Source organism: Bacillus sp. PPSBB_11 (assembly GCF_038023285.1).
In the GTDB taxonomy this organism is placed as follows: Bacteria; Bacillota; Bacilli; order Bacillales; family Bacillaceae; genus Bacillus; species Bacillus altitudinis.
In genome coordinates, this window is the sequence record NZ_CP150633.1 from 2488508 (window position 1) to 2508274 (window position 19767).

The 19767-nt window shown below is 42.2% G+C and carries 21 protein-coding genes; 11 read left to right on the plus strand and 10 right to left on the minus strand.

The window, feature by feature from the left end:
• Positions 1 to 9: 9 nt before the first annotated feature.
• From sbcD to V7L95_RS12165, 3 genes are read left to right on the plus strand one after another with little or no spacing between them, the layout of a single operon-like run.
• Positions 10 to 1185, plus strand: coding sequence for an exonuclease subunit SbcD (gene sbcD, locus V7L95_RS12155; RefSeq protein ID WP_282900490.1), 1176 nt, complete (start codon positions 10 to 12; stop codon positions 1183 to 1185).
• Positions 1182 to 4577, plus strand: a complete 3396-nt coding sequence (sbcC, locus tag V7L95_RS12160; protein WP_340966551.1) for an exonuclease subunit SbcC — start codon at positions 1182 to 1184, stop codon at positions 4575 to 4577. The genes sbcD and sbcC overlap by 4 nt, the downstream gene beginning before the upstream one ends.
• 17 nt (positions 4578 to 4594) lie before the next feature.
• Positions 4595 to 4894 carry a hypothetical protein gene (locus tag V7L95_RS12165; protein ID WP_017360217.1) on the plus strand — a complete coding sequence of 100 codons (300 nt, stop codon included), beginning with the start codon at positions 4595 to 4597 and terminating at the stop codon, positions 4892 to 4894.
• A 47-nt stretch (positions 4895 to 4941) separates the two neighbouring features.
• On the opposite strand, the gene V7L95_RS12170 is transcribed toward V7L95_RS12165, so the two are convergent.
• From V7L95_RS12170 to V7L95_RS12205, 8 genes are all read right to left on the minus strand, one after another.
• Complete coding sequence (locus tag V7L95_RS12170; RefSeq protein WP_003211468.1) at positions 4942 to 5160, minus strand: spore germination protein; 219 nt, start codon at positions 5158 to 5160, stop codon at positions 4942 to 4944.
• Positions 5161 to 5182: 22 nt separating this feature from the next.
• Positions 5183 to 5617, minus strand: a complete 435-nt coding sequence (locus tag V7L95_RS12175) for a spore germination protein GerPE (RefSeq protein ID WP_008348609.1) — start codon at positions 5615 to 5617, stop codon at positions 5183 to 5185.
• Positions 5617 to 5793, minus strand: coding sequence for a germination protein GerPD (locus tag V7L95_RS12180; RefSeq protein ID WP_003210893.1), 177 nt, complete (start codon positions 5791 to 5793; stop codon positions 5617 to 5619). The genes V7L95_RS12175 and V7L95_RS12180 overlap by 1 nt, the downstream gene beginning before the upstream one ends.
• Positions 5790 to 6404, minus strand: a complete 615-nt coding sequence (locus V7L95_RS12185) for a spore germination protein GerPC (RefSeq protein ID WP_046343131.1) — start codon at positions 6402 to 6404, stop codon at positions 5790 to 5792. Before V7L95_RS12185 ends, V7L95_RS12180 begins: the two co-directional genes overlap by 4 nt.
• 31 nt (positions 6405 to 6435) lie before the next feature.
• On the minus strand, positions 6436 to 6669 hold the full coding sequence (locus tag V7L95_RS12190; RefSeq protein ID WP_017366980.1) for a spore germination protein GerPB: 234 nt from the start codon (positions 6667 to 6669) through the stop codon (positions 6436 to 6438).
• Between the two features lie 14 nt (positions 6670 to 6683).
• Positions 6684 to 6905 (minus strand): spore germination protein, encoded by a 222-nt coding sequence (locus tag V7L95_RS12195; protein ID WP_003211745.1) that lies wholly within the window; start codon positions 6903 to 6905, stop codon positions 6684 to 6686.
• Between the two features lie 127 nt (positions 6906 to 7032).
• Positions 7033 to 7194, minus strand: coding sequence for an aspartyl-phosphate phosphatase Spo0E family protein (locus V7L95_RS12200; RefSeq protein ID WP_340966556.1), 162 nt, complete (start codon positions 7192 to 7194; stop codon positions 7033 to 7035).
• 122 nt (positions 7195 to 7316) lie between these two features.
• On the minus strand, positions 7317 to 8411 hold the full coding sequence (locus V7L95_RS12205) for a CotH kinase family protein (protein ID WP_025207113.1): 1095 nt from the start codon (positions 8409 to 8411) through the stop codon (positions 7317 to 7319).
• A 510-nt stretch (positions 8412 to 8921) separates the two neighbouring features.
• Here V7L95_RS12205 and V7L95_RS12210 point away from each other — a divergent pair.
• The 3 genes from V7L95_RS12210 to V7L95_RS12220 all read left to right on the plus strand — a co-directional run bounded on the left by V7L95_RS12210 (position 8922) and on the right by V7L95_RS12220 (position 10632).
• Positions 8922 to 9245: a hypothetical protein gene (locus V7L95_RS12210; RefSeq protein WP_025207114.1), complete on the plus strand. Its 324-nt coding sequence runs from the start codon at positions 8922 to 8924 to the stop codon at positions 9243 to 9245.
• Positions 9246 to 9266: 21 nt separating this feature from the next.
• The gene (locus tag V7L95_RS12215) at positions 9267 to 10172 is read left to right on the plus strand and encodes a fumarylacetoacetate hydrolase family protein (protein WP_241511837.1); all 906 of its coding nucleotides are present in this window, start codon (positions 9267 to 9269) and stop codon (positions 10170 to 10172) included.
• 91 nt (positions 10173 to 10263) lie between these two features.
• Positions 10264 to 10632, plus strand: a complete 369-nt coding sequence (locus tag V7L95_RS12220) for a YisL family protein (protein ID WP_007499115.1) — start codon at positions 10264 to 10266, stop codon at positions 10630 to 10632.
• A 38-nt stretch (positions 10633 to 10670) separates the two neighbouring features.
• On the opposite strand, the gene V7L95_RS12225 is transcribed toward V7L95_RS12220, so the two are convergent.
• Positions 10671 to 11198 carry a DUF2777 family protein gene (locus tag V7L95_RS12225; protein ID WP_008348597.1) on the minus strand — a complete coding sequence of 176 codons (528 nt, stop codon included), beginning with the start codon at positions 11196 to 11198 and terminating at the stop codon, positions 10671 to 10673.
• A 156-nt stretch (positions 11199 to 11354) separates the two neighbouring features.
• Here V7L95_RS12225 and asnB point away from each other — a divergent pair, with 156 nt between their 5' ends.
• The 4 genes from asnB (at position 11355) to V7L95_RS12245 (ending at position 17165) form a co-directional block, all read left to right on the plus strand.
• Positions 11355 to 13196, plus strand: coding sequence for an asparagine synthase (glutamine-hydrolyzing) (asnB, locus tag V7L95_RS12230; protein WP_108611378.1), 1842 nt, complete (start codon positions 11355 to 11357; stop codon positions 13194 to 13196).
• A 147-nt stretch (positions 13197 to 13343) separates the two neighbouring features.
• A complete protein-coding gene (gene crtI, locus V7L95_RS12235) occupies positions 13344 to 14861 on the plus strand; it encodes a phytoene desaturase family protein (protein WP_340966566.1) in 1518 nt (505 codons plus the stop codon).
• The gene (gene crtI, locus V7L95_RS12240) at positions 14858 to 16333 is read left to right on the plus strand and encodes a phytoene desaturase family protein (protein ID WP_241511839.1); all 1476 of its coding nucleotides are present in this window, start codon (positions 14858 to 14860) and stop codon (positions 16331 to 16333) included. The genes crtI (V7L95_RS12235) and crtI (V7L95_RS12240) overlap by 4 nt, the downstream gene beginning before the upstream one ends.
• A complete protein-coding gene (locus V7L95_RS12245; RefSeq protein ID WP_017360206.1) occupies positions 16326 to 17165 on the plus strand; it encodes a phytoene/squalene synthase family protein in 840 nt (279 codons plus the stop codon). The genes crtI (V7L95_RS12240) and V7L95_RS12245 overlap by 8 nt, the downstream gene beginning before the upstream one ends.
• Before the next feature lie 245 nt (positions 17166 to 17410).
• On the opposite strand, the gene V7L95_RS12250 is transcribed toward V7L95_RS12245, so the two are convergent.
• Entirely contained in the window at positions 17411 to 18787 is a 1377-nt protein-coding gene (locus tag V7L95_RS12250) for an MATE family efflux transporter (RefSeq protein ID WP_268357517.1), read from the minus strand.
• 113 nt (positions 18788 to 18900) lie between these two features.
• Here V7L95_RS12250 and V7L95_RS12255 point away from each other — a divergent pair, with 113 nt between their 5' ends.
• On the plus strand, positions 18901 to 19767 hold the full coding sequence (locus V7L95_RS12255) for an AraC family transcriptional regulator (RefSeq protein WP_268357533.1): 867 nt from the start codon (positions 18901 to 18903) through the stop codon (positions 19765 to 19767).

The following is a 19767-nucleotide window of genomic DNA, read 5'->3' on the forward strand; positions in this document are numbered from 1 at the left end:
GTGAATCACATGAGGATTCTGCATACAGCGGATTGGCATCTAGGGAAAACCCTTGAAGGCCGAAGCCGGCTTGAGGAGCAAGCGGAGTTTTTAGATGAATTAAATCAAATCGTCAAGGATGAACACATTGATGTCATTGTGATGGCAGGCGATGCCTTTGATACAGTGAACCCTCCTGCTCGCGCAGAACAGCTTTTTTATGAAAGTCTGTCTGCATTATCTGATAAAGGAAAGCGTCAGGTGGTTGTGATCTCTGGCAACCATGATAACCCAGACCGTTTATCAGCCGCATCTCCTTTAACGAATGAGCAGGGGATTCATTTAATTGGATATCCGACAAATGATTTAATTCATGTCGATGTTCCTTCTGCAAGTGAACGTCTATCTATTGCCGCACTCGCTTACCCATCCGAAGCAAGGCTAAACGAGGTGCTGGCTGAAACATTTGAAGAGAAACTGCTCCGTGATCAGTACAATTTAAAAATACAACAAATGTTTCAACATTTAAGCAACCAATTTCAGGCGGATACGGTCAATATCGCAACAAGTCATATTTATGTGGCAGGTGGCAGTCAAACGGATTCGGAAAGGCCGATTGAAGTGGGAGGCGCATATACCGTTGCGGCCGAAAGTCTGCCTGAGGCGGCTTGTTATGTCGCACTGGGGCATTTGCATCGCCCCCAAACCATTAAACGTGCCAAAACGATTGCCCGCTATTCTGGCTCTCCACTTGCATACAGCTTTTCTGAAGCAGGCTACGCCAAATCAGTCACCATTGTGGATGCAAAACCGAATGAAACAGCAAGCTGGAAAGAAGTGTTTTTATCAAGCGGTAAACCACTTATGAAGTGGAAGGCGACTGAAGGGCTGAGCCAAGTACACAGTTGGCTGGATGAAAAGCGGGATCTTCAAGCCTGGATTGATTTAGAGATTCACTTAACAGATCAGCTGTCGATCGAACAAATTCATCAGCTGAGAAAACAGCATAGTGGATTTGTCCATATTAGACCAAAGTTTAAAGAGTTACAGCAAAAAGAAGAACAAAAACAAGTGGAAAAGCTCTCGATTGAAGAGCGGTTTGTGAAATTTTATGAGCGTCAGACAGGTGGAGGTCTACCTGATGAAAAAACTGTCAAGCTATTTTTAGAGCTTGCCAATGACATGCAAGGGGAGGAAGCGAATTGAAGCCGATCACGCTAACCATTAAAGGACTTCATAGCTTCAGAGAAGAGCAAACCATTGACTTTAGCTCCTTATGTGATGCAGGTGTGTTTGGTATTTTTGGACCGACTGGAAGCGGAAAATCGTCCATATTAGATGCCATGACACTTGCACTCTATGGCAAGGTCGAACGTGCACTCAATAATACGCATGGTATTTTGAACCAAGCTGAAGAAAAGCTGTCTGTCTCCTTTACGTTCGCTTTGCAAAGGGAACACCATATTTCTTATAAAGTGGAACGTGCCTTTAAAAGGGCAGATGAAATGAAGGTTAGAACGACGTTATGCCGATTGATTGAAATTGGTGATACGCAGACAGTTCTTGCAGATAAAGCAAGTGAGGTCAATCGTAAAATAGAAGAATTACTTGGTTTAACCATTGACGATTTTACGAGAGCGGTTGTTTTACCCCAAGGAAAGTTTGCGGAATTCCTTTCATTGAAAGGAGCCGACAGACGCCAAATGCTGCAGCGTTTGTTTAATTTGGAGAAATATGGTGATCAGCTCGTCAAACGTTTACGCGCAAAGGCTCAAAAACACTATGGACAGAAAAACGAACTGCTGGCTGAACTGACTGGATTAGGAGAAGCTGGTCCAGAGGCATTAGCGAAAGCTAAAGAAGCAGCTGCGCAGGCGCAAGCTATTTTTCTTGAGAAAAAACAAACGCGGGACGAAGCGTTCACTGCTTTTACAAAAGCGCAAGCCATCTGGCAGTATCAAAAGGAACAAGAAGCGTACGAGAAGGAACAAAACAAACTCAATCTACTGGCACCAACGATGGAAGAGAAAAAGAATCAACTTCGCATTGCAGAGCAGGCAGAGACATTAAAGCCTTATGCGGATGCATTAACAAAGGCTGAAAAGCAGCTCTCTCAAGCATCAAAAGAGAAGCAGGAAGCAGAAAAACATTTACTTCTTCAACGAACGATCTATGATCAAATGACGCAGGAGTATGAGCAAACGCGGCAAAAGAAAATGGAAAATGAGCCAGAGCTTCTTCAAAAGAAAGAGCAGCTGATTCAATTAAAAGAAATTGAACGAAAAAAAGAAACAGCTCTTCAGGAAAAGACCGTACTAGAGCAGCAAAACCATGAAAAAGCGCAGCAATTGACTCAAAAAAAAGCGGAAGCCGAAAACGTGCAATCTTTATTAGAGCGTGCGCTTGCGAAACAAACACAGTTGAAGCATGAGCTGGAACAATTACAAGTCTCTGTCAAAGAGCGGAAACTTGTACAAGACGCACTTCGTTTCAGTGAAAATGTTCAAAGAATGAATGTGAGCATTCAAAAGGAAGAACAAAAGATTGAGGAGCTAAGACAGCGTTCAGCACAGGCGACACAATCGTATGAAAAGCTTCAAAAACAGCAAAAAGATCATCATGAAAAAATAAATCAATCGTTTCAAGCGATAGAGCAATTGTATTTTTATGTATGTGAATTTGAACGAGGTCTTACAGAATGGAGTCATAAAGAGCAGGACAAAAAACAAGAAAAATTAAAACAGCGTGATGTTGTCAGATCGGCAGAATTAAGAAAAGAATTAGCGGCAGAGCTAGTAGACGGTGAACCATGTCCTGTTTGTGGATCGATTCATCATGATCCAAAGGCTGTGATAGACAATGACTATGAAGAAACGGTTGCCCAAATTGATGAATGGATTGTAAAAATGGATAAAGAGCTCAAGCTGGCAGAGGAATATGCTAGAGACATGTTTGCTGCAAAACAGCTGCTTGAAACGCATGCCAATCAATTAGTTAAACAGTTCTCCTTTTTATCTCAAAAAGCCCCCGATTCGGAAGTAGCTGCAGCAGTAGAAGCAGTACAGAATCCGCAGTCTTTGCACCAGCTGATTCAAGAATGGAAAGGTGTAAAACAAGATATTCAAGCAATCGAAAGCAAACGAGCTCGTTTAATGGACGTCACTTATGATCAAGCGGCAGAAATGAGCAAAGTCAAAGATCAACTGACATTTGAGCAGCAGCGCATACAAGAACTAGACATGCTGATCAAGGAGCTTCGATCTGAGCTTTCCGAACAACTGACGCAATTTGAACAGACCTTTCCTCATCTGACAATCAACCAAGTGCAGGAAATGCAGCAACAAATTGACGAAAAGGATCAACAAGCGGAAGGTTATCAAGAGCGTATTGAGAAGAGTATTTCTTTTCTAGAGGAAAAACAGCAGGCAAAAGAGCATCTGCAAACAGCCATATACGATCTAGAGAAGGAACTCGATAAGTTGGCGCATCAGCTGGGAAGCCAGCAACACCTGATCGATCAATATGAAACAGATTTACAGCGATATCCTTTAAAAGCCGCTTCTCTTTCTGATGAACTGGACGAAGTTCAACAATCTCTTGCTCATCTAAATGAAAAAGAACAGCATTCGTACGAGCAATTCAAGCATGCACAGCAATTATTTAGTGAGGCGCAAAGCCATTTCTCAAGCAGTGAACGTCAGCTCCAAGAGGCTAAGCGGCGAAAACAAGAAGCTGAGAAAGCGTGGCAAAAAGAAACAGCATCTACTCCTTTTGCTCATCCTCAGGAGATAGCACCTGCTTTAATGGATCGATCTGTACGTCTTACAGTCAAACAGGAAATTGAGGAATTTGAGGATAAAAGAAAGCAATGTGCAGCAAACTTAAAGCGAATTTCTGAACTGTTAAAAGGTGAGTCGCTGGATGAAGACGAGTGGACAGACATTCAACTAAAAAAAGAAGCGGCGGAAAAAGCGCTTGAAGAAGCGACAGCGCTGAGTGGATCTGCACAGGAGCATCTGCGAGTGATTGAAGCAAACCATCAGCGTTTTGCAAGCATTCATGAACGCCTTGAAGAACTGCAGCAAGAAATTGACCGGCTGGATAAGCTTCAAACTGTGTTTAAAGGGAATACGTTTGTTGAGTTCCTAGCAGAAGAACAGCTAGAAAGTGTCAGCCGTGATGCTTCTCATCGTCTTGGGATTTTGACAAGACAAAGATATGCCATTGAAGTCGATTCAGAGGGCGGTTTTGTGATGCGGGATGATGCCAATGGAGGTGTCAGACGTCCGGTATCCAGCTTGTCTGGGGGAGAAACTTTCCTGACGTCTTTAGCACTTGCCCTTGCTCTGTCTGCACAAATTCAGCTGAGAGGTGAGTTCCCGCTGCAATTCTTCTTCTTAGATGAAGGATTTGGTACACTCGATCAAGACTTGTTAGATACGGTGATTACAGCATTAGAGAAACTACAGTCTCAAAATTTAGCTGTTGGTGTGATCAGCCATGTGGAAGAATTAAAGATGAGACTGCCAAAGAAACTGATTGTCCACCCAGCAGATCCAAGCGGGAAAGGAACAACAGTCTCGATGGAATTAATGTAAAGTGAGGTGATCTCAGGATGGCAAAGCAAACGATTGGATTATGTGAGCTGTGCGGAAGACAAGAGGTCGTCCTTACAGAACATCACTTAACGCCAAGAGAAGAAGGAGGGGCCTTTCTACCGACTGCCTTCCTGTGTATCCCTTGCCATAAACAGGTACATGCTCTTTATACAAACCAGGAGCTTGCCGCACGTTTGAATACGCTGGATGCACTAAGACAAGATGAAAAGCTTGTTCCGTACATCAAATGGATTCGAAAGCAACCGGCAAGCAAGCTGGTCAAAACAAAGAAATCAAGACAACGCAGAAAGAAATAAGCATAAAAAAGCGCTCCTCTAAATGAAATGAGTGTAGAGGAGCCGCTTTATGCATTGCCTACCATATTCTGATCATTTAAGTCAGGATCCACATAGTTGGTGGCGCTAATGCCATTATTTAAAATCAAGAAATCTCCGGTATTCCCCGCTCCAGAGCCTAAAGCAGATTTTGAAGAACTTTTAGGCGAAAGATAAAATGAGTCACCGACGTTTACGACGCCTCCAGAAATCGAGTTAATGTAAATGGGTCCGACAATTGCTGGCATAATCGACATCCTTTATTCGAAGTCATATCACCATCATATGCGCAGGTAGGTCCAATTGTGAGTTTGGCGGATGTTCGTCATTGTTGCTAAATAACTCTCGAATATGCTTCACTCGCGCAACGGCATTTATTCCGCACGTAGAGCCAATTTGATAGATAGAGGAGGAAGAGACCCCTTCTACATGAATGGACGACACTTTAATGAGAGGCTTTTCATGATAAAAGGCCGTTCTAACCGCTCGTTCTGGCAGCATCAATGGGATCGGCTCATAATACACTTCAAATTCTTTTGCATCTAGGTTTTCAGCTTCATTTCCATAAAACAAACTAATGGTTCGCTGAACAGCTAACACCTTCACGTTCGGGCATAGCTCCTGTGTATCACCAATTTGAACAACACTTGCAATCCCGACAGAATTCACCTTCGAGAACTTCACTTGAGATGTGCGCTTGATCATTATCGAGGGGCTAGAGGAACAAACGGGCCAATAATTAAAGATTCTGGCGGTGTATCAAAAATCGATGACAGCTGTACGTGATCCGTGTCCCCGATAATAAATAGGGAAGAGGACGATACCCCAACTACTTTAATGCTTCCGGTTTCGATGTTGCGGTTGACGACTGTGAAATTCATCCGTTTTCCTCTCCTTTCGTTTCATTTGGAATATGGGCTAAAAAGTGCTCGATTGCCCGTTTGACATCATGTTTCACGTATTCAGCAATTTGCTCGGAACGTTGAAGCGGGGTCATATCTTCCCTTTGTGGCAGCTGCCCCGCATAATATTTGATTCTGCTGTCTATTTGTTTTCGAATGTCCTCAATGATATGGTGTTTGTTGCTTTCATCAAGCGAGCCTTCGTATCGCTGCTCTAGTTCTTCAAGAAGCTGCGGTGCTTCTTCATTTAAGAATGCATCGACAAGCTGGCGTGTTTGATTGAAAAATTGATCAGCCATTTCTTGCTGCATCATTCCAATTCCCGGGGTTGTTGTTTGGCCCACTTCAAAATTTTGAACACTATTTGGATCAGATGGATTGAGGCCGATATTTAATGTGCCTTCCAGCCGCTCGATTTTCAGTTGATCAAATTGATAATCAATCCGTTCAATCGTTGTTGTCGGTTTATCTTTGATCATTTGCATTTCCTGCTGAAGCTCGTTAAGCCTTTTTTCAAGCATCATGATTTGCTGTGTTTGCTTTTGAATGATGCCATACAATTGTGAAGCGTTGTTTTGATAGTCATACATATGCATACACCTCCGGGGATTGCAGATGAACTTATGTTGTTGGTGACTGAAGCGGTACAAAAGGTGCTGTGCTTGCGCCTTGAGATTCTTGAATTCCTTGTGTGCCTGCTGCGGCAGGTGCTGACTCTACGTAGCTTCCAGTGTTATACAGATTGGAGAGTGCCTTGATTGATCCAGCACTTCCGATTTGCAGAACGGATGAGTTACTCACAGACTCCACACGTAAGTAATTAATTTGTATCGCTTGATTAATATAGAAGTTCAACGGATTCTCACTCCTTACAAGTTACCAACAAGCGGTTGATCAATGACATCACTATCATACGTATTTGTCACACTTTTATAGTTGCTAATGCGTAATTGATCACCAGTGTTAAAACTGCCTGCGCCGGCAAACGTTTTAACCTGACTATTTGGAGAAATGGTGATGCAGTCTCCAACATGAACGACTCCGCTCGTTCCGACGGCATTTACTTTAAAGGCTCCAACAATAGCCGGCATAGCGGTGCACATCCTTTAGAAAAATAGGGCACTTCGTTTTTGGGCGTTTCACCATAGCTTATGATGGGTCTTTTAATATGTGATTGTCTTTTTGAAGAACTTTGATGAGAGGAATGAAGTGTATGGTTTACCCTGTATTCGAGCATTCTTTAGAGGTGGTTTTGATGCCTTTATTTAAGAGTGTGTCAAGCTCTTGACTGCACCTGATGGTTTCTTCGGCATTCATTCCGAATTTTTTTGCGGTCTCAATTAAATGTAATCTTTTTTGTTCAATTTCATAATTGATCATAACGGACGCCAACTCTCACATTTTTTATCAAATAGAAGGATATGGTTAGTATACCCTATTTTTCTATAAAAAAAGCTCTTTCGTCAATATGAGAACTAAAGTGACAAAATTCGAAAGTGTCTTTACAGGCGCGATGTCTCTTTTTTAATCTCAGTTTGTAAATAACGTCGTCTTTTGTTGATATACTGTCGGATTAATTCTCGCTCTGAACGCAGCATGTCTTGTCGGTTTTTCGTATATGGATCATCTCCAATTCGCTGCTCAATCGAAGCATGCCATGTCTCAATGATAGGGAGAAGCCGTTTTTCTAAAAAATGTGTATCTAGTACGTGCTGGAAAAGGGCATAATAGTCTCTTTTAAATGCAGGGATGTCTAGCAATCTAGCGGTTAATGTATTGAAACCGCTGACTGGAATATAATCAAACGCCATTTCTTCTCCGTGAATATCACGACCCCAAGTCGCATCATAATCCCAAGGCATTACTTGAAACCTTCCTTGATCATTCACATAAAGCGCATAGTTATGAACAAAGCCATCAAAATTTTGGGTACACACGACACCAATGAGCCAGCGGAAATATTGTGTTACATCAAGGTACTGCTCAATCTTACTTGCAAACGTGTCGTCCCTTGCGGTGTTCAAAAAGTAAATAAATTCACTCAGCTGCTTGTCGTGTTCAGGAGTTCCCGTTTTTTTCTCATAACCGAGAAGAAGATGTTTTTTTGGCTTTTTATCAAATGAACTTAAAAGAGAGAAATTGGCGTCATCATCTACAGCATAATAAATGCCGCCTCCATGCAGCTGTCGTTTTTGGAGGAACAGCTCATCTACAGATTCTATTTTTAAATAAATGCCTTCTTTTCTTCCATTAATGGTCAGAAACACATGAGAAGCGGACGGGCTGAAGACACCCATTTGTTCAAAGAAATAAAAAGACAGCCTGTTGCGAATGAAAGAAGGATCATTGTACTCTGCATTTAAGTGAAAAAGGGATTCGCCCTGTCTTTGCTTTGGTTTTCGATATTCAATTTGATAGGATTTTTTCTTGAGCTTTCGGATGTGTGATCCTCGGTATGAGGCATAAATATGTGACTTCGTTTGGCCGGTTTTCAGAATGGCCTCGACGGGTTCATCGTTCCATACGTCCTTTTTTAATTCCATGAGATCTTTTGGATGAATCCAGATATCCAGTTGTTTTAAAGGTTCTGTGTCCATGCGTTCATCACCCTCCTATATCTCCTCCACTATATGAAAATGAAGGAATGTCCTGTACCTGCTGGTAGGTATTCATGGAGTTTTCTAAGAAAGAGGCATTCGCCAAGAACACTTGTCTATCGAGTCTCGTAACATAAAGCAGAGAAGATAAACAGCTTTGTCTGTTTGTTTTGTCAGAGCACAGATTGGGAGGGGAATTGTTCGTGAGCACATTTGATCATTCGCATATTGAACATGCAGTTGATTCACTTCGAAGTGAGGGGCGTGATCAACACTTAGATCGTGAACCAGAATCGGGACATTCGCACAAATCATCTCGTTCTCGTCATTCAAATCGCCGTCACTGGTTCTTTGGTGGAGGAGGCTGCCGTAAGTCACATCGCAGCAAAAAAAGCCATAAAAGCTATCGCTCTAAAAAAAGTCGCTGCTCAAAGAAAAGTGTAAAGAGCGAGAAACCATGCAAAAGTAAAAAGTCGTATAAAAGCAAAAAGTCTTGCCGCAGCAAAAAGAGTGAACCAAAAAAATCATGCCGCAGCAAACACAGATCACATCATAAGAAAAGCTGCCGCAAATCACACCGCAGCCATCGATCTAAACGTTCTCATCACCATAAACGGAGTCACTCTTGCCGAAGATGCGGAAAGAAAAAACATCATTCCCGCCATCAAGGAAATGTTGATCGTAAATGGGATCAAGGGAATATGTGGGAGTATCGACGCTACCGCTAAATGTCAGGTCTTCATTTTTGAAACCCTTTTTAAAAGAGAGTATGATAAAAAAGGGTTTTTTTTATTTCGTAGAGAAATAAAAATGAGACATCATAATGTATTGTAATGAAGATTGTGAGGGGAAGACATGAAGTTTTTTACAGGTGAGATACATAACAGATTGTTTATCGGGGTCGTCATTGATGATGAATGGGTGATGGACGTCAAAAAGGCAGAAGCAAAACTATTTGAGCTAGAAACATTGCCAAACTCTTTATTTGAATGCATCAACATGGGGGACAAGTTTGTTGAACACGTCAAACAGCTTCTTGATTGGGCGGAGAAAAAAGAAGAAGACCGCGGCTCTTATGTCTATCCGCTTTCGGACGTGACACTCCATGCACCGATTCCAAAACCAACGAAAAACATCATGTGTGTTGGGAAAAACTATCAAGATCACGTCATGGAAATGGGAAGTGCGGCAGATATTCCTAAAGACGTGATGATCTTTACAAAGGCGCCTACCTCTGTTGTAGGGCATGAAGCGGACATTCTTCTCCATGAAGATGTGACAAGTGAATTGGATTACGAAGGGGAGCTTGCCATTGTCATTGGCAAAACAGGAAAGAATATTGCTCCTGAAGAGGTCCACGATTACATTTTCGGTTACACCATTTTAAATGATATAACCGCAAGAGATTTGCAGAAAAAACACAAACAATTTTTCATCGGGAAAAGCTTAGATACAACTTGTCCAATGGGACCTTATATCGTTCACAAGTCAGTGATTGAGGATCATGGAGCACTCCATGTGGAAACAAAGGTAAACGGAGAGGTTCGTCAGTCTGCCAGTACGGAATTAATGATCTTTCCAATTGAAGACATTGTGTCAACTCTTTCAAAAGGGATGACGCTGGAAGCGGGAGACATCATTGCAACAGGTACACCTTCTGGAGTCGGCAAAGGTTTTGAACCGCCAAAATTTTTAGCCTCAGGCGATCAGGTTGATGTAACAATTGAACCAATTGGGACGTTATCAAATCGCGTCAAATAAAGGCGTTTTGACACAGGATTGTCGCTTTGTGTTCGACTTATTTCGTGGTACGATGAGAAGGTAATTGTTCTGATAAAGGGGGAAATCACAAATGGGAACACATTTACATATTACAGCGTGGGTGCTAGGTATTATTTTATTTTTCGTTGCCTTTGCATTAGCAGGTAAAAACGATAAAGGCGCTAAAATTGTGCATATGATCGTACGACTGTTCTACTTGATTATTATTGCAACAGGCGTAGAGCTGTATGTTCGCACAGGAATGAAAATCCCGGGTTACGGGGGCGAGTATGTTGGAAAAATGATACTTGGTATTCTTGTGATTGGTTTCATGGAAATGGTCCTTGTACGCAAGAAAAAAGGAAAATCGGTGACGGGTGTATTCATTGGTTTTATCGTGGTTGCCATTGTGACCATTCTTCTAGGCTTACGTCTGCCGATCGGTTTCCATATCTTTTAAGATAAAAAGGGCATTGCTTATCAAAAGCAGTGCCCTTTTTATGTGAGATCAAACTGAGACATCAGCCGGTGACCGTCAGATGTCGTCCATTCCAATTGAACTTGATTTGTACCCGAATGATGGTGGCATTGAAGGGCAAGTGATTGCATGTCTCCTGAAAATTGAAAAAAAGACACGCGATGAGAAGGATGGAAGGAAGAGAAGACACAATCATAGACGGAAAAGCCAAGCTGTTCTACATGGTCAATGATCTGATAAAAGACGCTTTCTGGTACGAACATGAGCAAATCAAGCCACCCTTTAGAAAGAGACGCTGTATATTGAATGCGTTCACCGCCTTTTACCTCCATCAACTTCCCATTATCACAAAGAACGACAGACCCGAGCAATTCTCCTTTTGTCCATCGATCCTTTTCTTTCAAACAGATCATAGAACTTTGAAGGCTTTCAGGCAGCATGATGTCTCCTTCTTCGTCTTCAATCAGACAATGACCGTTTTCCATCAGTAAGTATCCGTTACACCATTTTGGGTGGTTTTGCTGAAGATATGTCATGCGGTTCTCCATTCGCAAAACCTCCTTTCCTCTTTCTTTTCTTACCAAATGAAGCTTGTCCTATACACAGGAGGAAAAAAGGACAAATCAACTATCAAGGAGACGATGCATAAACTAAGAAAGGCTAAATGAGAACACTTGATGAAAAACGGATGGGAGCTGATGATGATGTGTGGAATAACAGGCTGGGCAGACTTTAAAAAGCAGCTCATCCAACAGGATCATGTAATCAATCAAATGACAGATACATTATCTAAACGAGGGCCGGATGATACAAATACGTGGAAAAGTGAGCACGTTCTTTTCGGCCATAAACGGTTAGCCGTTGTCGATGTTGAAGGCGGAAAGCAGCCGATGACATATACCCATCAACACCATGATTATACGGTGGTATACAATGGAGAACTCTATAACACAGAGGATATACGAAAAGAATTATTCAAAAGGGGGCACCGCTTTCTTGGGCATTCTGATACAGAGGTTCTTCTTCACGCCTATACAGAATGGAAGGAAGAGTGTGTGACCCATTTTAATGGAATTTTTGCATTTGTCATTTGGGATAGTGAGCGTGAATTATTATTTGCAGCGAGAGACCGGCTCGGTGTCAAGCCATTTTTCTATACAGAACGTCATCATTCCTTTTTGTTTGGCTCAGAAATCAAAGCACTTCTGGCTCATCCTGAGATGAAAGCCAAAGTCGATCATGAAGGCTTATCAGAAATTTTTGGCCTAGGGCCGTCTAGAACACCAGGGCAAGGCGTATTTAAAGGGGTGAAAGAGCTGAGACCTGCTCATGCTTTAACCTTCTCAAAAGATGGTTTGCGTGTGTGGAGGTACTGGAATGTCAAAAGTAAGCAGCATACAGATTCGCTTGATGACACCGCTCAGCACGTGAAGGAACTCTTTACGGATGCTGTTACAAGACAGCTCGTCTCTGATGTGCCTGTATGTACGTTTTTATCGGGTGGAGTGGATTCTAGTGCCATTACAGCTATTGCCGCCAAGCACTTTGAGAAAATAGGGAAAGCCCCGCTGCATACGTATTCCGTTGATTACGACGGAAATGATCAATTCTTTGAAGCAAGTCAATTCCAGCCCAATGCTGACGGGCCGTGGATTGATCGAATGACCAAAGCGTTTCAAACGAATCATCACAGCTGTATCATCGGGCAAAAAGAGCTGGCTTCTTATTTGAAAGAAGCGGTTGAAGTACGAGATTTGCCGGGGATGGCAGATATTGATTCTTCCTTACTATGGTTCTGTCGAGAAATTAAAAAGGATTTTGTTGTCGGTTTATCAGGTGAATGTGCAGATGAAATTTTTGGAGGTTACCCATGGTTTCACATGGCAAGCGAAACCAATGGATTTCCGTGGATGAGATCAACGGAAGCACGCGTTCAGCTTCTTCAAGACTCATGGCAAAAGAAATTATCACTGAAGGAATATGCGCAAAGCAAATATGAAGAAACCGTGGCAGAAACCCCTCTTTTAGATGGGGAAACTGGAGTAGATAAAGCCCGAAGAGAACTTTTTTACTTAAATATGATTTGGTTTATGACAACACTGCTGGATCGAAAAGATCGTATGAGCATGGGTGCGAGCCTTGAGGTACGTGTACCATTCGCAGATCATCGTCTTGTTGAGTATGTATGGAATATTCCTTGGGAAATGAAAATGTATGGAAATCGGGAAAAAGGGGTTTTGAGAAAAGCATTAGAGGGAATTTTACCGAATGAAGTGCTTTATCGCAAGAAGAGCCCTTATCCGAAAACACATCATCCTGCTTATACTCAGGCGGTAAAAGAGATGTTAACAGATTGTCTCGCGCAAAAGGATTCTGTGCTTCATGAATTTTTAGATCCACATCAATTAAAACAGCTGATTGAAACAGAAGGGGCTTCTTTCCAGGTTCCTTGGTATGGTCAGTTAATGAAAGGCCCACAGCTCATTGCCCATTTGGCACAGATTCATCATTGGTTTGAAACATATCGAATTGATATAGAAGCATAACAAAGGGTCGGCTTTCTTGCACTTGTTGAAAGGAAGTCGGCTTTTTTGCTACATAACATGAGACTTTTAGAGCACATCAAAAGTTGATCTAACCGCTTCAATTTGTATAATTAACTTAAAGTGAATTAATTTGGAGGAAAAAGGATAATGAAAATCATTGTGATCGGAGCAGGACCAGGGGGACTTGCAGCAGCTATGATGTTGCAAAGCAAAGGACATGATGTTCATATATATGAAAAACAGTCCTTTGTTGGCGGACGTAACTCTAAGTTTCAACTTGGTGATTTCTCGTTTGATACAGGTCCTACTTTTCTCAGTATGATTCATATTGCAGAGGAACTATTCACCTTTGCCGGTAAAAATCTCTATGATTATATAGATGTGATTGAATTAAAAGAAATGTATAGGTTAATCTTTCAAGATGAGAAGCTTGATATGATTCGAGATCGAGACGAAATGTACAAACGACTAGAAGCCTTTGCACCTGGTGAGGGCGAAGGGTATGTACGTTTTATGAATGATACAAAACGAAAAATGGATCGCCTAACGCCGATTCTACAAAGTAAAATGGATCGTTTCCATCATTATTTGCGTCCAAAGGTCATCAAAGCACTTCCTCAGCTCTCATTAAATAAAAGCTTATATGATGTGCTGTCGGATTATTTCTCAAATGAATCAGTGAAATATGCCTTTACATTCCAATCAAAATATTTAGGGATGTCACCTTGGGAATGTCCAGGAGCGTTCTCAATTCTTTCCTTTATGGAGCATGACACAGGCGTTTATCATCCGAAAGGCGGAGTGAATCAGCTGTCAGAAGCGATGGCAAAGGCAGCTGTTGAATCTGGGGCTACCCTTCATCTATCAACTGGAGTTGAAAAGTTGCTGACGGAAGGCAGGAAAGTGAAGGGCATTCGCTTAGAAACTGGTGAAGAAATACGGGCAGATGAGGTGGTCGTAAATGGTGATTTTGCACACGTGATGACAAAGCTTGTAGAGCCAGGTCTTTTAAAGAAATATAGCGAGAAGAAACTGAAAAAGAAAAAATTCTCATGCTCCACCTTTATGCTGTACCTAGGTTTAGATATGATATATGATGAGCCGCATCATACCATCGTTTTTTCCGATGACTATGCGAAGTTCGTCAAAGAGATTACGAAAACCTTTGAGCTGCCGGATGATCCGTCCATTTATATTCAAAATGCAAGTGTGACAGATGATTCGCTTGCGCCAAAAGGCAAGTCCGCTCTTTATGTGTTAGCACCCGTTGCCAATAATCAAAGCGGTATTGACTGGGAAGCGCATCAAGGAGAATTTAGAGAGCTTGTGCTGGATACACTGGAGCGGAAAACGGGCTTTAAGAATATCAGGCAGCATATTGAAGTCGAGCGGATGATCACGCCGAAGCATTGGGAAGAAGAGCTGTACGTGTATGAAGGAGCTACATTTAATCTGGGTCACCAGTTGACGCAGATGATGGTACTCAGGCCGCATAATGAATTTGATGAGTTGAAACACTGCTGGCTCGTTGGTGGAGGAACCCACCCAGGCAGCGGATTGCCAACCATTTTAGAATCAGCGCGTATTACGACAAATGCGATTCTGGCAAAAGAGAAACATACGCACAAAAGAGTGCCACATCAAGAAAAGGGGAGCGCCTCATGAAAAAACATATATTGATTGCTGGCGGCGGTATTGGCGGAATGATCTCAGCCCTCTATTTAAAAAAAGCTGGACATGATGTCACCCTTGTTGAAAAAAATGAACGGCTCGGCGGGAGACTTGCTTTTGTACGTGAGAAAGGATATAAAGTAGATGAAGGTCCGACCATTGTCCTACTTCCTGATATGTTAAAAGGCATTTTACATGACGTAGGCATTGATGAAACATCTCTTGATCTCTTGCAGCTCGATCCGCTGTATACGATCCACTATCAAGATGGAACCTCCTACACGAAATACTCTGATACACGGCGACAACTAGAAGAAATCAAACGTGTATTTCCAAAGGAAGAACAGGGATATTTAACATTTATGCAAGAAATGACGGATCGGTTTCAAGAAGGGCAGCAAGCTTTTCTAGAAAAATCATTTCATGAAAAACGAACCTTTTTTACAAAAGCGAACATGAAGATTTTAATGAAATTAAAAGCATATCGAACCGTTCAAAGTTCTCTCAAAAAATATTTTTCGGATGAGCGCCTCCGAGATGCATATGCACTTCAAACCCTCTATGTCGGAGGAAATCCGTATGAAGCTTCTGCCATTTATTCGCTTGTTTCATATAGTGAGCACGCACACGGAATTTACTATTTAAAAGGCGGATATGCGAGTTTAGTAGATATATTGGAGAAACAGCTCTTAAAGACGGGTGTACACATAAGAAAAAGTGAAGAAGTCGCACAATTTGAGTTTGAGGGGAAACGTGTGGTCAAGGCAAAAATAAATAATGAGCACATAGCAGCTGACGCATTTGTGATGAACGGAGATTATCCAGCGGCGTTAAAACAGCTTGGTTTAGGTGAACAAGACCGGCGTAAATACGTTCCATCCTCCGGCTGCGTGATGGTGTATCTAGGGTTAAACAAAGTATACGATGAAGCACCTGTTCATCAATTTTTCATGGGAGAACACTTTGATCGGCATATGAGAGAGGTGTTCCAAACGAAAACGATACCTCAAGATCCATCATTTTATACGTTTAATCCATCGACCATCGATCCATCCCTTGCCCCAGAAGGTAGCAGTGTCCTATATATGCTCATTCCTGTTCCATCAGGAGATCACATCAATTGGGAACAAGAGACAGACTTTGTGGATAAAATGGTGGAGCGTCTTGAGAAAAGAGGCTTTCCGCAACTGCGAGAGGCGGTTGTCTGGCAAAAGGTGAGAACACCGAATGATTCAATGCGAGAAGGATTGTTTGAAGGCGGCAGCTTTGGACTCGCTCCTAATTTGTTTCAATCAGGTGTGTTTCGCCCGCAAGTAAAGGTTGCAGATGTAGACAATCTATATGCGGTAGGTGCTTCCATCCATCCCGGCGGCGGGGTACCGATCGTGATGCAAAGTGCAAAGCTCATGGCTTCTGTACTGCTTAAAGAGCTGAACAACAGAAAGGAAGTGAAGCTAAGTGGTTGATGTGCAAACAGCATTGAAAATATGTGAAGAGACCATTCAAACCCATTCAAAAACGTTTTATCGTGCCTTTTCCATGCTGCCTAAAAAGAAAAGACAGGCTGTTTGGGCTGTTTATTCCTTTTGTAGGAGAGCGGATGACATTGTAGATGAGTCTCCTTCACCAAAGGAAGAACTGGCGTCTTTTCAGGAGGCATTTGATCGTTTCTTGCAAGGAGAAGTAGATCGTGATGATCCAATGTGGGTGGCGCTGGAGTATACATTTCAACAGTTTCGTATGGATGAATCCCCATTCCGTGACCTGCTGCGTGGACAGGAGATGGATTTAGAGCAGCACCGGTATGAAACGTTAGATGAACTGCTCATCTATTCCTATCATGTCGCAAGTACAGTTGGATTAATGCTGCTTCCGATCATTGCACCGCGTAAAAAAGAACAGCTAAAAGAAGCAGCGATTTCCCTTGGGATTGGCATGCAGTTGACCAATATTCTTCGAGACATTGGTGAGGATAAGGCGGAAAGGAACCGCATTTATTTGCCAAAACAAGTCATGGATCAATTTGGGTATACAGAGCAAGAATTACAAGAAGGGATCGTCAATCAAGCCTTCCAGCACGTATGGGAATATATTGCGTTTGAGGCAGAGGCGTACTATGAGGAATTTTTTGACCATCTACATGAATTCCCACTTTATTCAAGGATACCGGTGAAAGCAGCTGCTCACTTTTATAAGGCTATTTTAGATAAAACTAGAGAAAACGAATACCGCGTCTTTACGAAGCGGTCATATATTTCAACACAAGAAAAAGCACTTATTTTAGAAGATATTACGTAATGAAAAGAAGACAAAGGGGTAAAATAAAGTTCGTTTTAGCCCTTTCAGCGTGTAGACAAACCCTCGCATTCGGTGTCAGTCCTGCGCTTCGGTGCTCACGAATGTTAAATTCGCTCCACGCCGATGCTCGTCCTTCCTAGGGCTGCAAAGGTTTTCTATCACGCTGAAAAGAAGACAAAGGGCTAAAATAAAGTTCATTTTAGCCCTTTGTCAACAATCTGAAAGGACTGCACCCGCAGTCCTTTTTATGTGGAAGTAAACCGATACTCCGTCCACACCCTTGAACGCCACCGCCTATACATGAAGATACCTCTTACCCATTCATCCACGATAAAAGAAATCCAAACCCCGATCAGGCCCATCTCAAGTTGAATGCCTAATAAATAAGCGATCGGAAGGCCGATGCCCCACATTGAAATCATCGCCATATAGACTGGAAACTTCGCGTCACCAGCTGCCCGCAAGGAGTTGATGATGACCATATTAAAAGAACGTCCAGGCTCTAAAATAATCGTCAATATGAGGAGGAGGCTCGCGATTTGAATGATCTCACTGTTGCTAGTGAAAAAAGTAAGTAAATGCGTCGATGATAAAGATAAAGCAGTAGAAGAAAGAAGCGAGATGGCAATGGCCCAGTATAAGCTTTTCATGCATCTTCGATAGGCCGCATCAAATTCTTTCGCCCCGATCAGGCGCCCAATTAAGATTTGCGTTCCTTGGCTAATGGCGGCACCAAATAACATAATGAACATCATCAAATTCTGGGTATAGACTTTTGCTGCAAGTGCTTGCGTGCCCATAAATGTGATAAACAGCGTAATAATCATTTGAGAGCCATTATAAGAAAGCTGTTCTCCAGCAGAAGGAATGCCGATTTTTAGCAGTTTTTTTAAATGCGTTCGCTGGATGTAAAACATTCGCTTGAATGAAAACCGCAATCCAATGCGGTGTCGAACAATGAGGATCATGGCTGTTAGACCGATCAACCGTGCAAATGATGTGGAAAGAGCAACACCCATGACACCTAATACAGGGAAGCCAAATGGTCCAAAGATGACCAAATAATTACCAGCAACGTTTAACAGATTCATACCGATGGTGACATACATCGTATCTCTCGTGAATCCATAGCTTTTTAAAATAGCACTATAGGTCATAATGAGCGCCTGTATAAAAGACAGCAGGCCGACAATCTGTAAAAAGACGGTTGCATCTGGCATGAGCTCGCTTGATAATCCCATGATATGCAGGATGGGCACAGCTAACACAAACATAAGAAGACTGATCACAAAGCTAATGAGGAAGTTGGTGCCTAGTGATACATAGGCAACTAGGGTCGCTTCCTGATTGCGGCCCGCTCCTAAAAGTTGCGCAATGACAATCGTCGTCCCAGTCGTAATGAAGCTGAACATCACAATCAATAGATTTAGTAGCTGATTGCTTACCCCTACTGCGGCAACACTATTGTCAGAATACTGGCTGAGCATCAGTGTATCTGCGCTCCCCATCAGCATATATAAAGAGATTTCGATAAAAATAGGCCAAGTTAATGCAAATAATGAAGGGTGGGATTTTTCACTTTTGGCTTGAACCTTTTGTATTGTCAGTGCTTGTGGCTTCATCACATCACCTTCTTTCGTATAAATCCGATTTATAGTGTACCTTGCATCGACTATAATAAGAAGAGATGAAACCGAAACTTATTGGAGAAATCCGACTTCATAAGGGGATGAATATGGGTCCGTTTATTACATTTACTGTACCGCCATTTCCAGTCTATATTGCTTCAGGCAAAGGTGTATTCCACCCAGGAGAACGACATATCTCCAGAATTTTCACCGTATTTGATCTTCTTTATGTCACGAAAGGTGAACTGTGGATCACAGAAGACGAGGTGCCTCATCACGTAAAAGAGGGAGAATATATCATTTTATCACCGGGACTTGCCCATGGTGGACATCTTCCATGCAAAGAAGAAACACTTTATGAGTGGCTGCATTTTTCAATTGATTCATTTGAGTTTACAGATCGGCCGAGAGAACACTGGTTTGACATGAAGCAAAATCAAGCCACTTTTGAAAAAGCAGCAAGCTATGAATTTCGTCTGCTCCGAAAAGGAAAAGTGAAAGGGGGAAGCGTGCTACAGAAGCATCTTTCAGCGATGCGCGCTTTAAATGATGATGCGTCTGAACTTCAGCTCAAAAAGCAGCTTCAATTTGAGGAAATGCTCATTCATTTACAAAAAGAAGCATTTCATATTCCAAGTGCAAAGGAGACTGTCGCTTCAGAAGTGGTTCACTATCTTGAACGTCATTTTACGCAAAAATTACAGATGGAGAAGCTGGCAGAGATTCTCCATTATCATCCTGATTACATGACAAGGTGCATGCAGACCGTGTACGGACTGACGCCGAGCCAGTACATCAATCGACTCAAAATTGAAAAAGCCAAAAGCCTGCTTGCTTCAACGAATGAAAAAATAGCTCTCATTGCAGAACATGTAGGCATTGATGACCCTACTTATTTTTCAAAGCTGTTTCGGCAAAATGAAGGCATGACGCCTATCGAGTATCGTCATCTTGCTAAAAGAACGACAAAGTAA

What these genes read in the sequence shown, in the direction of transcription:
- sbcD (WP_282900490.1), top strand. Translation starts at nt 10, where the DNA reads ATGAGGATTCTGCATACAGCGGATTGGCATCTAGGGAAAACCCTTGAA.
- V7L95_RS12165 (WP_017360217.1), top strand. Translation starts at nt 4,595, where the DNA reads ATGGCAAAGCAAACGATTGGATTATGTGAGCTGTGCGGAAGACAAGAG.
- V7L95_RS12170 (WP_003211468.1), bottom strand. Translation starts at nt 5,160, where the DNA reads ATGCCAGCAATTGTCGGACCCATTTACATTAACTCGATTTCTGGAGGC.
- V7L95_RS12175 (WP_008348609.1), bottom strand. Translation starts at nt 5,617, where the DNA reads ATGATCAAGCGCACATCTCAAGTGAAGTTCTCGAAGGTGAATTCTGTC.
- V7L95_RS12180 (WP_003210893.1), bottom strand. Translation starts at nt 5,793, where the DNA reads ATGAATTTCACAGTCGTCAACCGCAACATCGAAACCGGAAGCATTAAA.
- V7L95_RS12185 (WP_046343131.1), bottom strand. Translation starts at nt 6,404, where the DNA reads ATGTATGACTATCAAAACAACGCTTCACAATTGTATGGCATCATTCAA.
- V7L95_RS12195 (WP_003211745.1), bottom strand. Translation starts at nt 6,905, where the DNA reads ATGCCGGCTATTGTTGGAGCCTTTAAAGTAAATGCCGTCGGAACGAGC.
- V7L95_RS12200 (WP_340966556.1), bottom strand. Translation starts at nt 7,194, where the DNA reads ATGATCAATTATGAAATTGAACAAAAAAGATTACATTTAATTGAGACC.
- V7L95_RS12205 (WP_025207113.1), bottom strand. Translation starts at nt 8,411, where the DNA reads ATGGACACAGAACCTTTAAAACAACTGGATATCTGGATTCATCCAAAA.
- V7L95_RS12215 (WP_241511837.1), top strand. Translation starts at nt 9,267, where the DNA reads ATGAAGTTTTTTACAGGTGAGATACATAACAGATTGTTTATCGGGGTC.
- V7L95_RS12220 (WP_007499115.1), top strand. Translation starts at nt 10,264, where the DNA reads ATGGGAACACATTTACATATTACAGCGTGGGTGCTAGGTATTATTTTA.
- V7L95_RS12225 (WP_008348597.1), bottom strand. Translation starts at nt 11,198, where the DNA reads ATGGAGAACCGCATGACATATCTTCAGCAAAACCACCCAAAATGGTGT.
- asnB (WP_108611378.1), top strand. Translation starts at nt 11,355, where the DNA reads ATGTGTGGAATAACAGGCTGGGCAGACTTTAAAAAGCAGCTCATCCAA.
- crtI (WP_340966566.1), top strand. Translation starts at nt 13,344, where the DNA reads ATGAAAATCATTGTGATCGGAGCAGGACCAGGGGGACTTGCAGCAGCT.
- crtI (WP_241511839.1), top strand. Translation starts at nt 14,858, where the DNA reads ATGAAAAAACATATATTGATTGCTGGCGGCGGTATTGGCGGAATGATC.
- V7L95_RS12250 (WP_268357517.1), bottom strand. Translation starts at nt 18,787, where the DNA reads ATGAAGCCACAAGCACTGACAATACAAAAGGTTCAAGCCAAAAGTGAA.
- V7L95_RS12255 (WP_268357533.1), top strand. Translation starts at nt 18,901, where the DNA reads ATGGGTCCGTTTATTACATTTACTGTACCGCCATTTCCAGTCTATATT.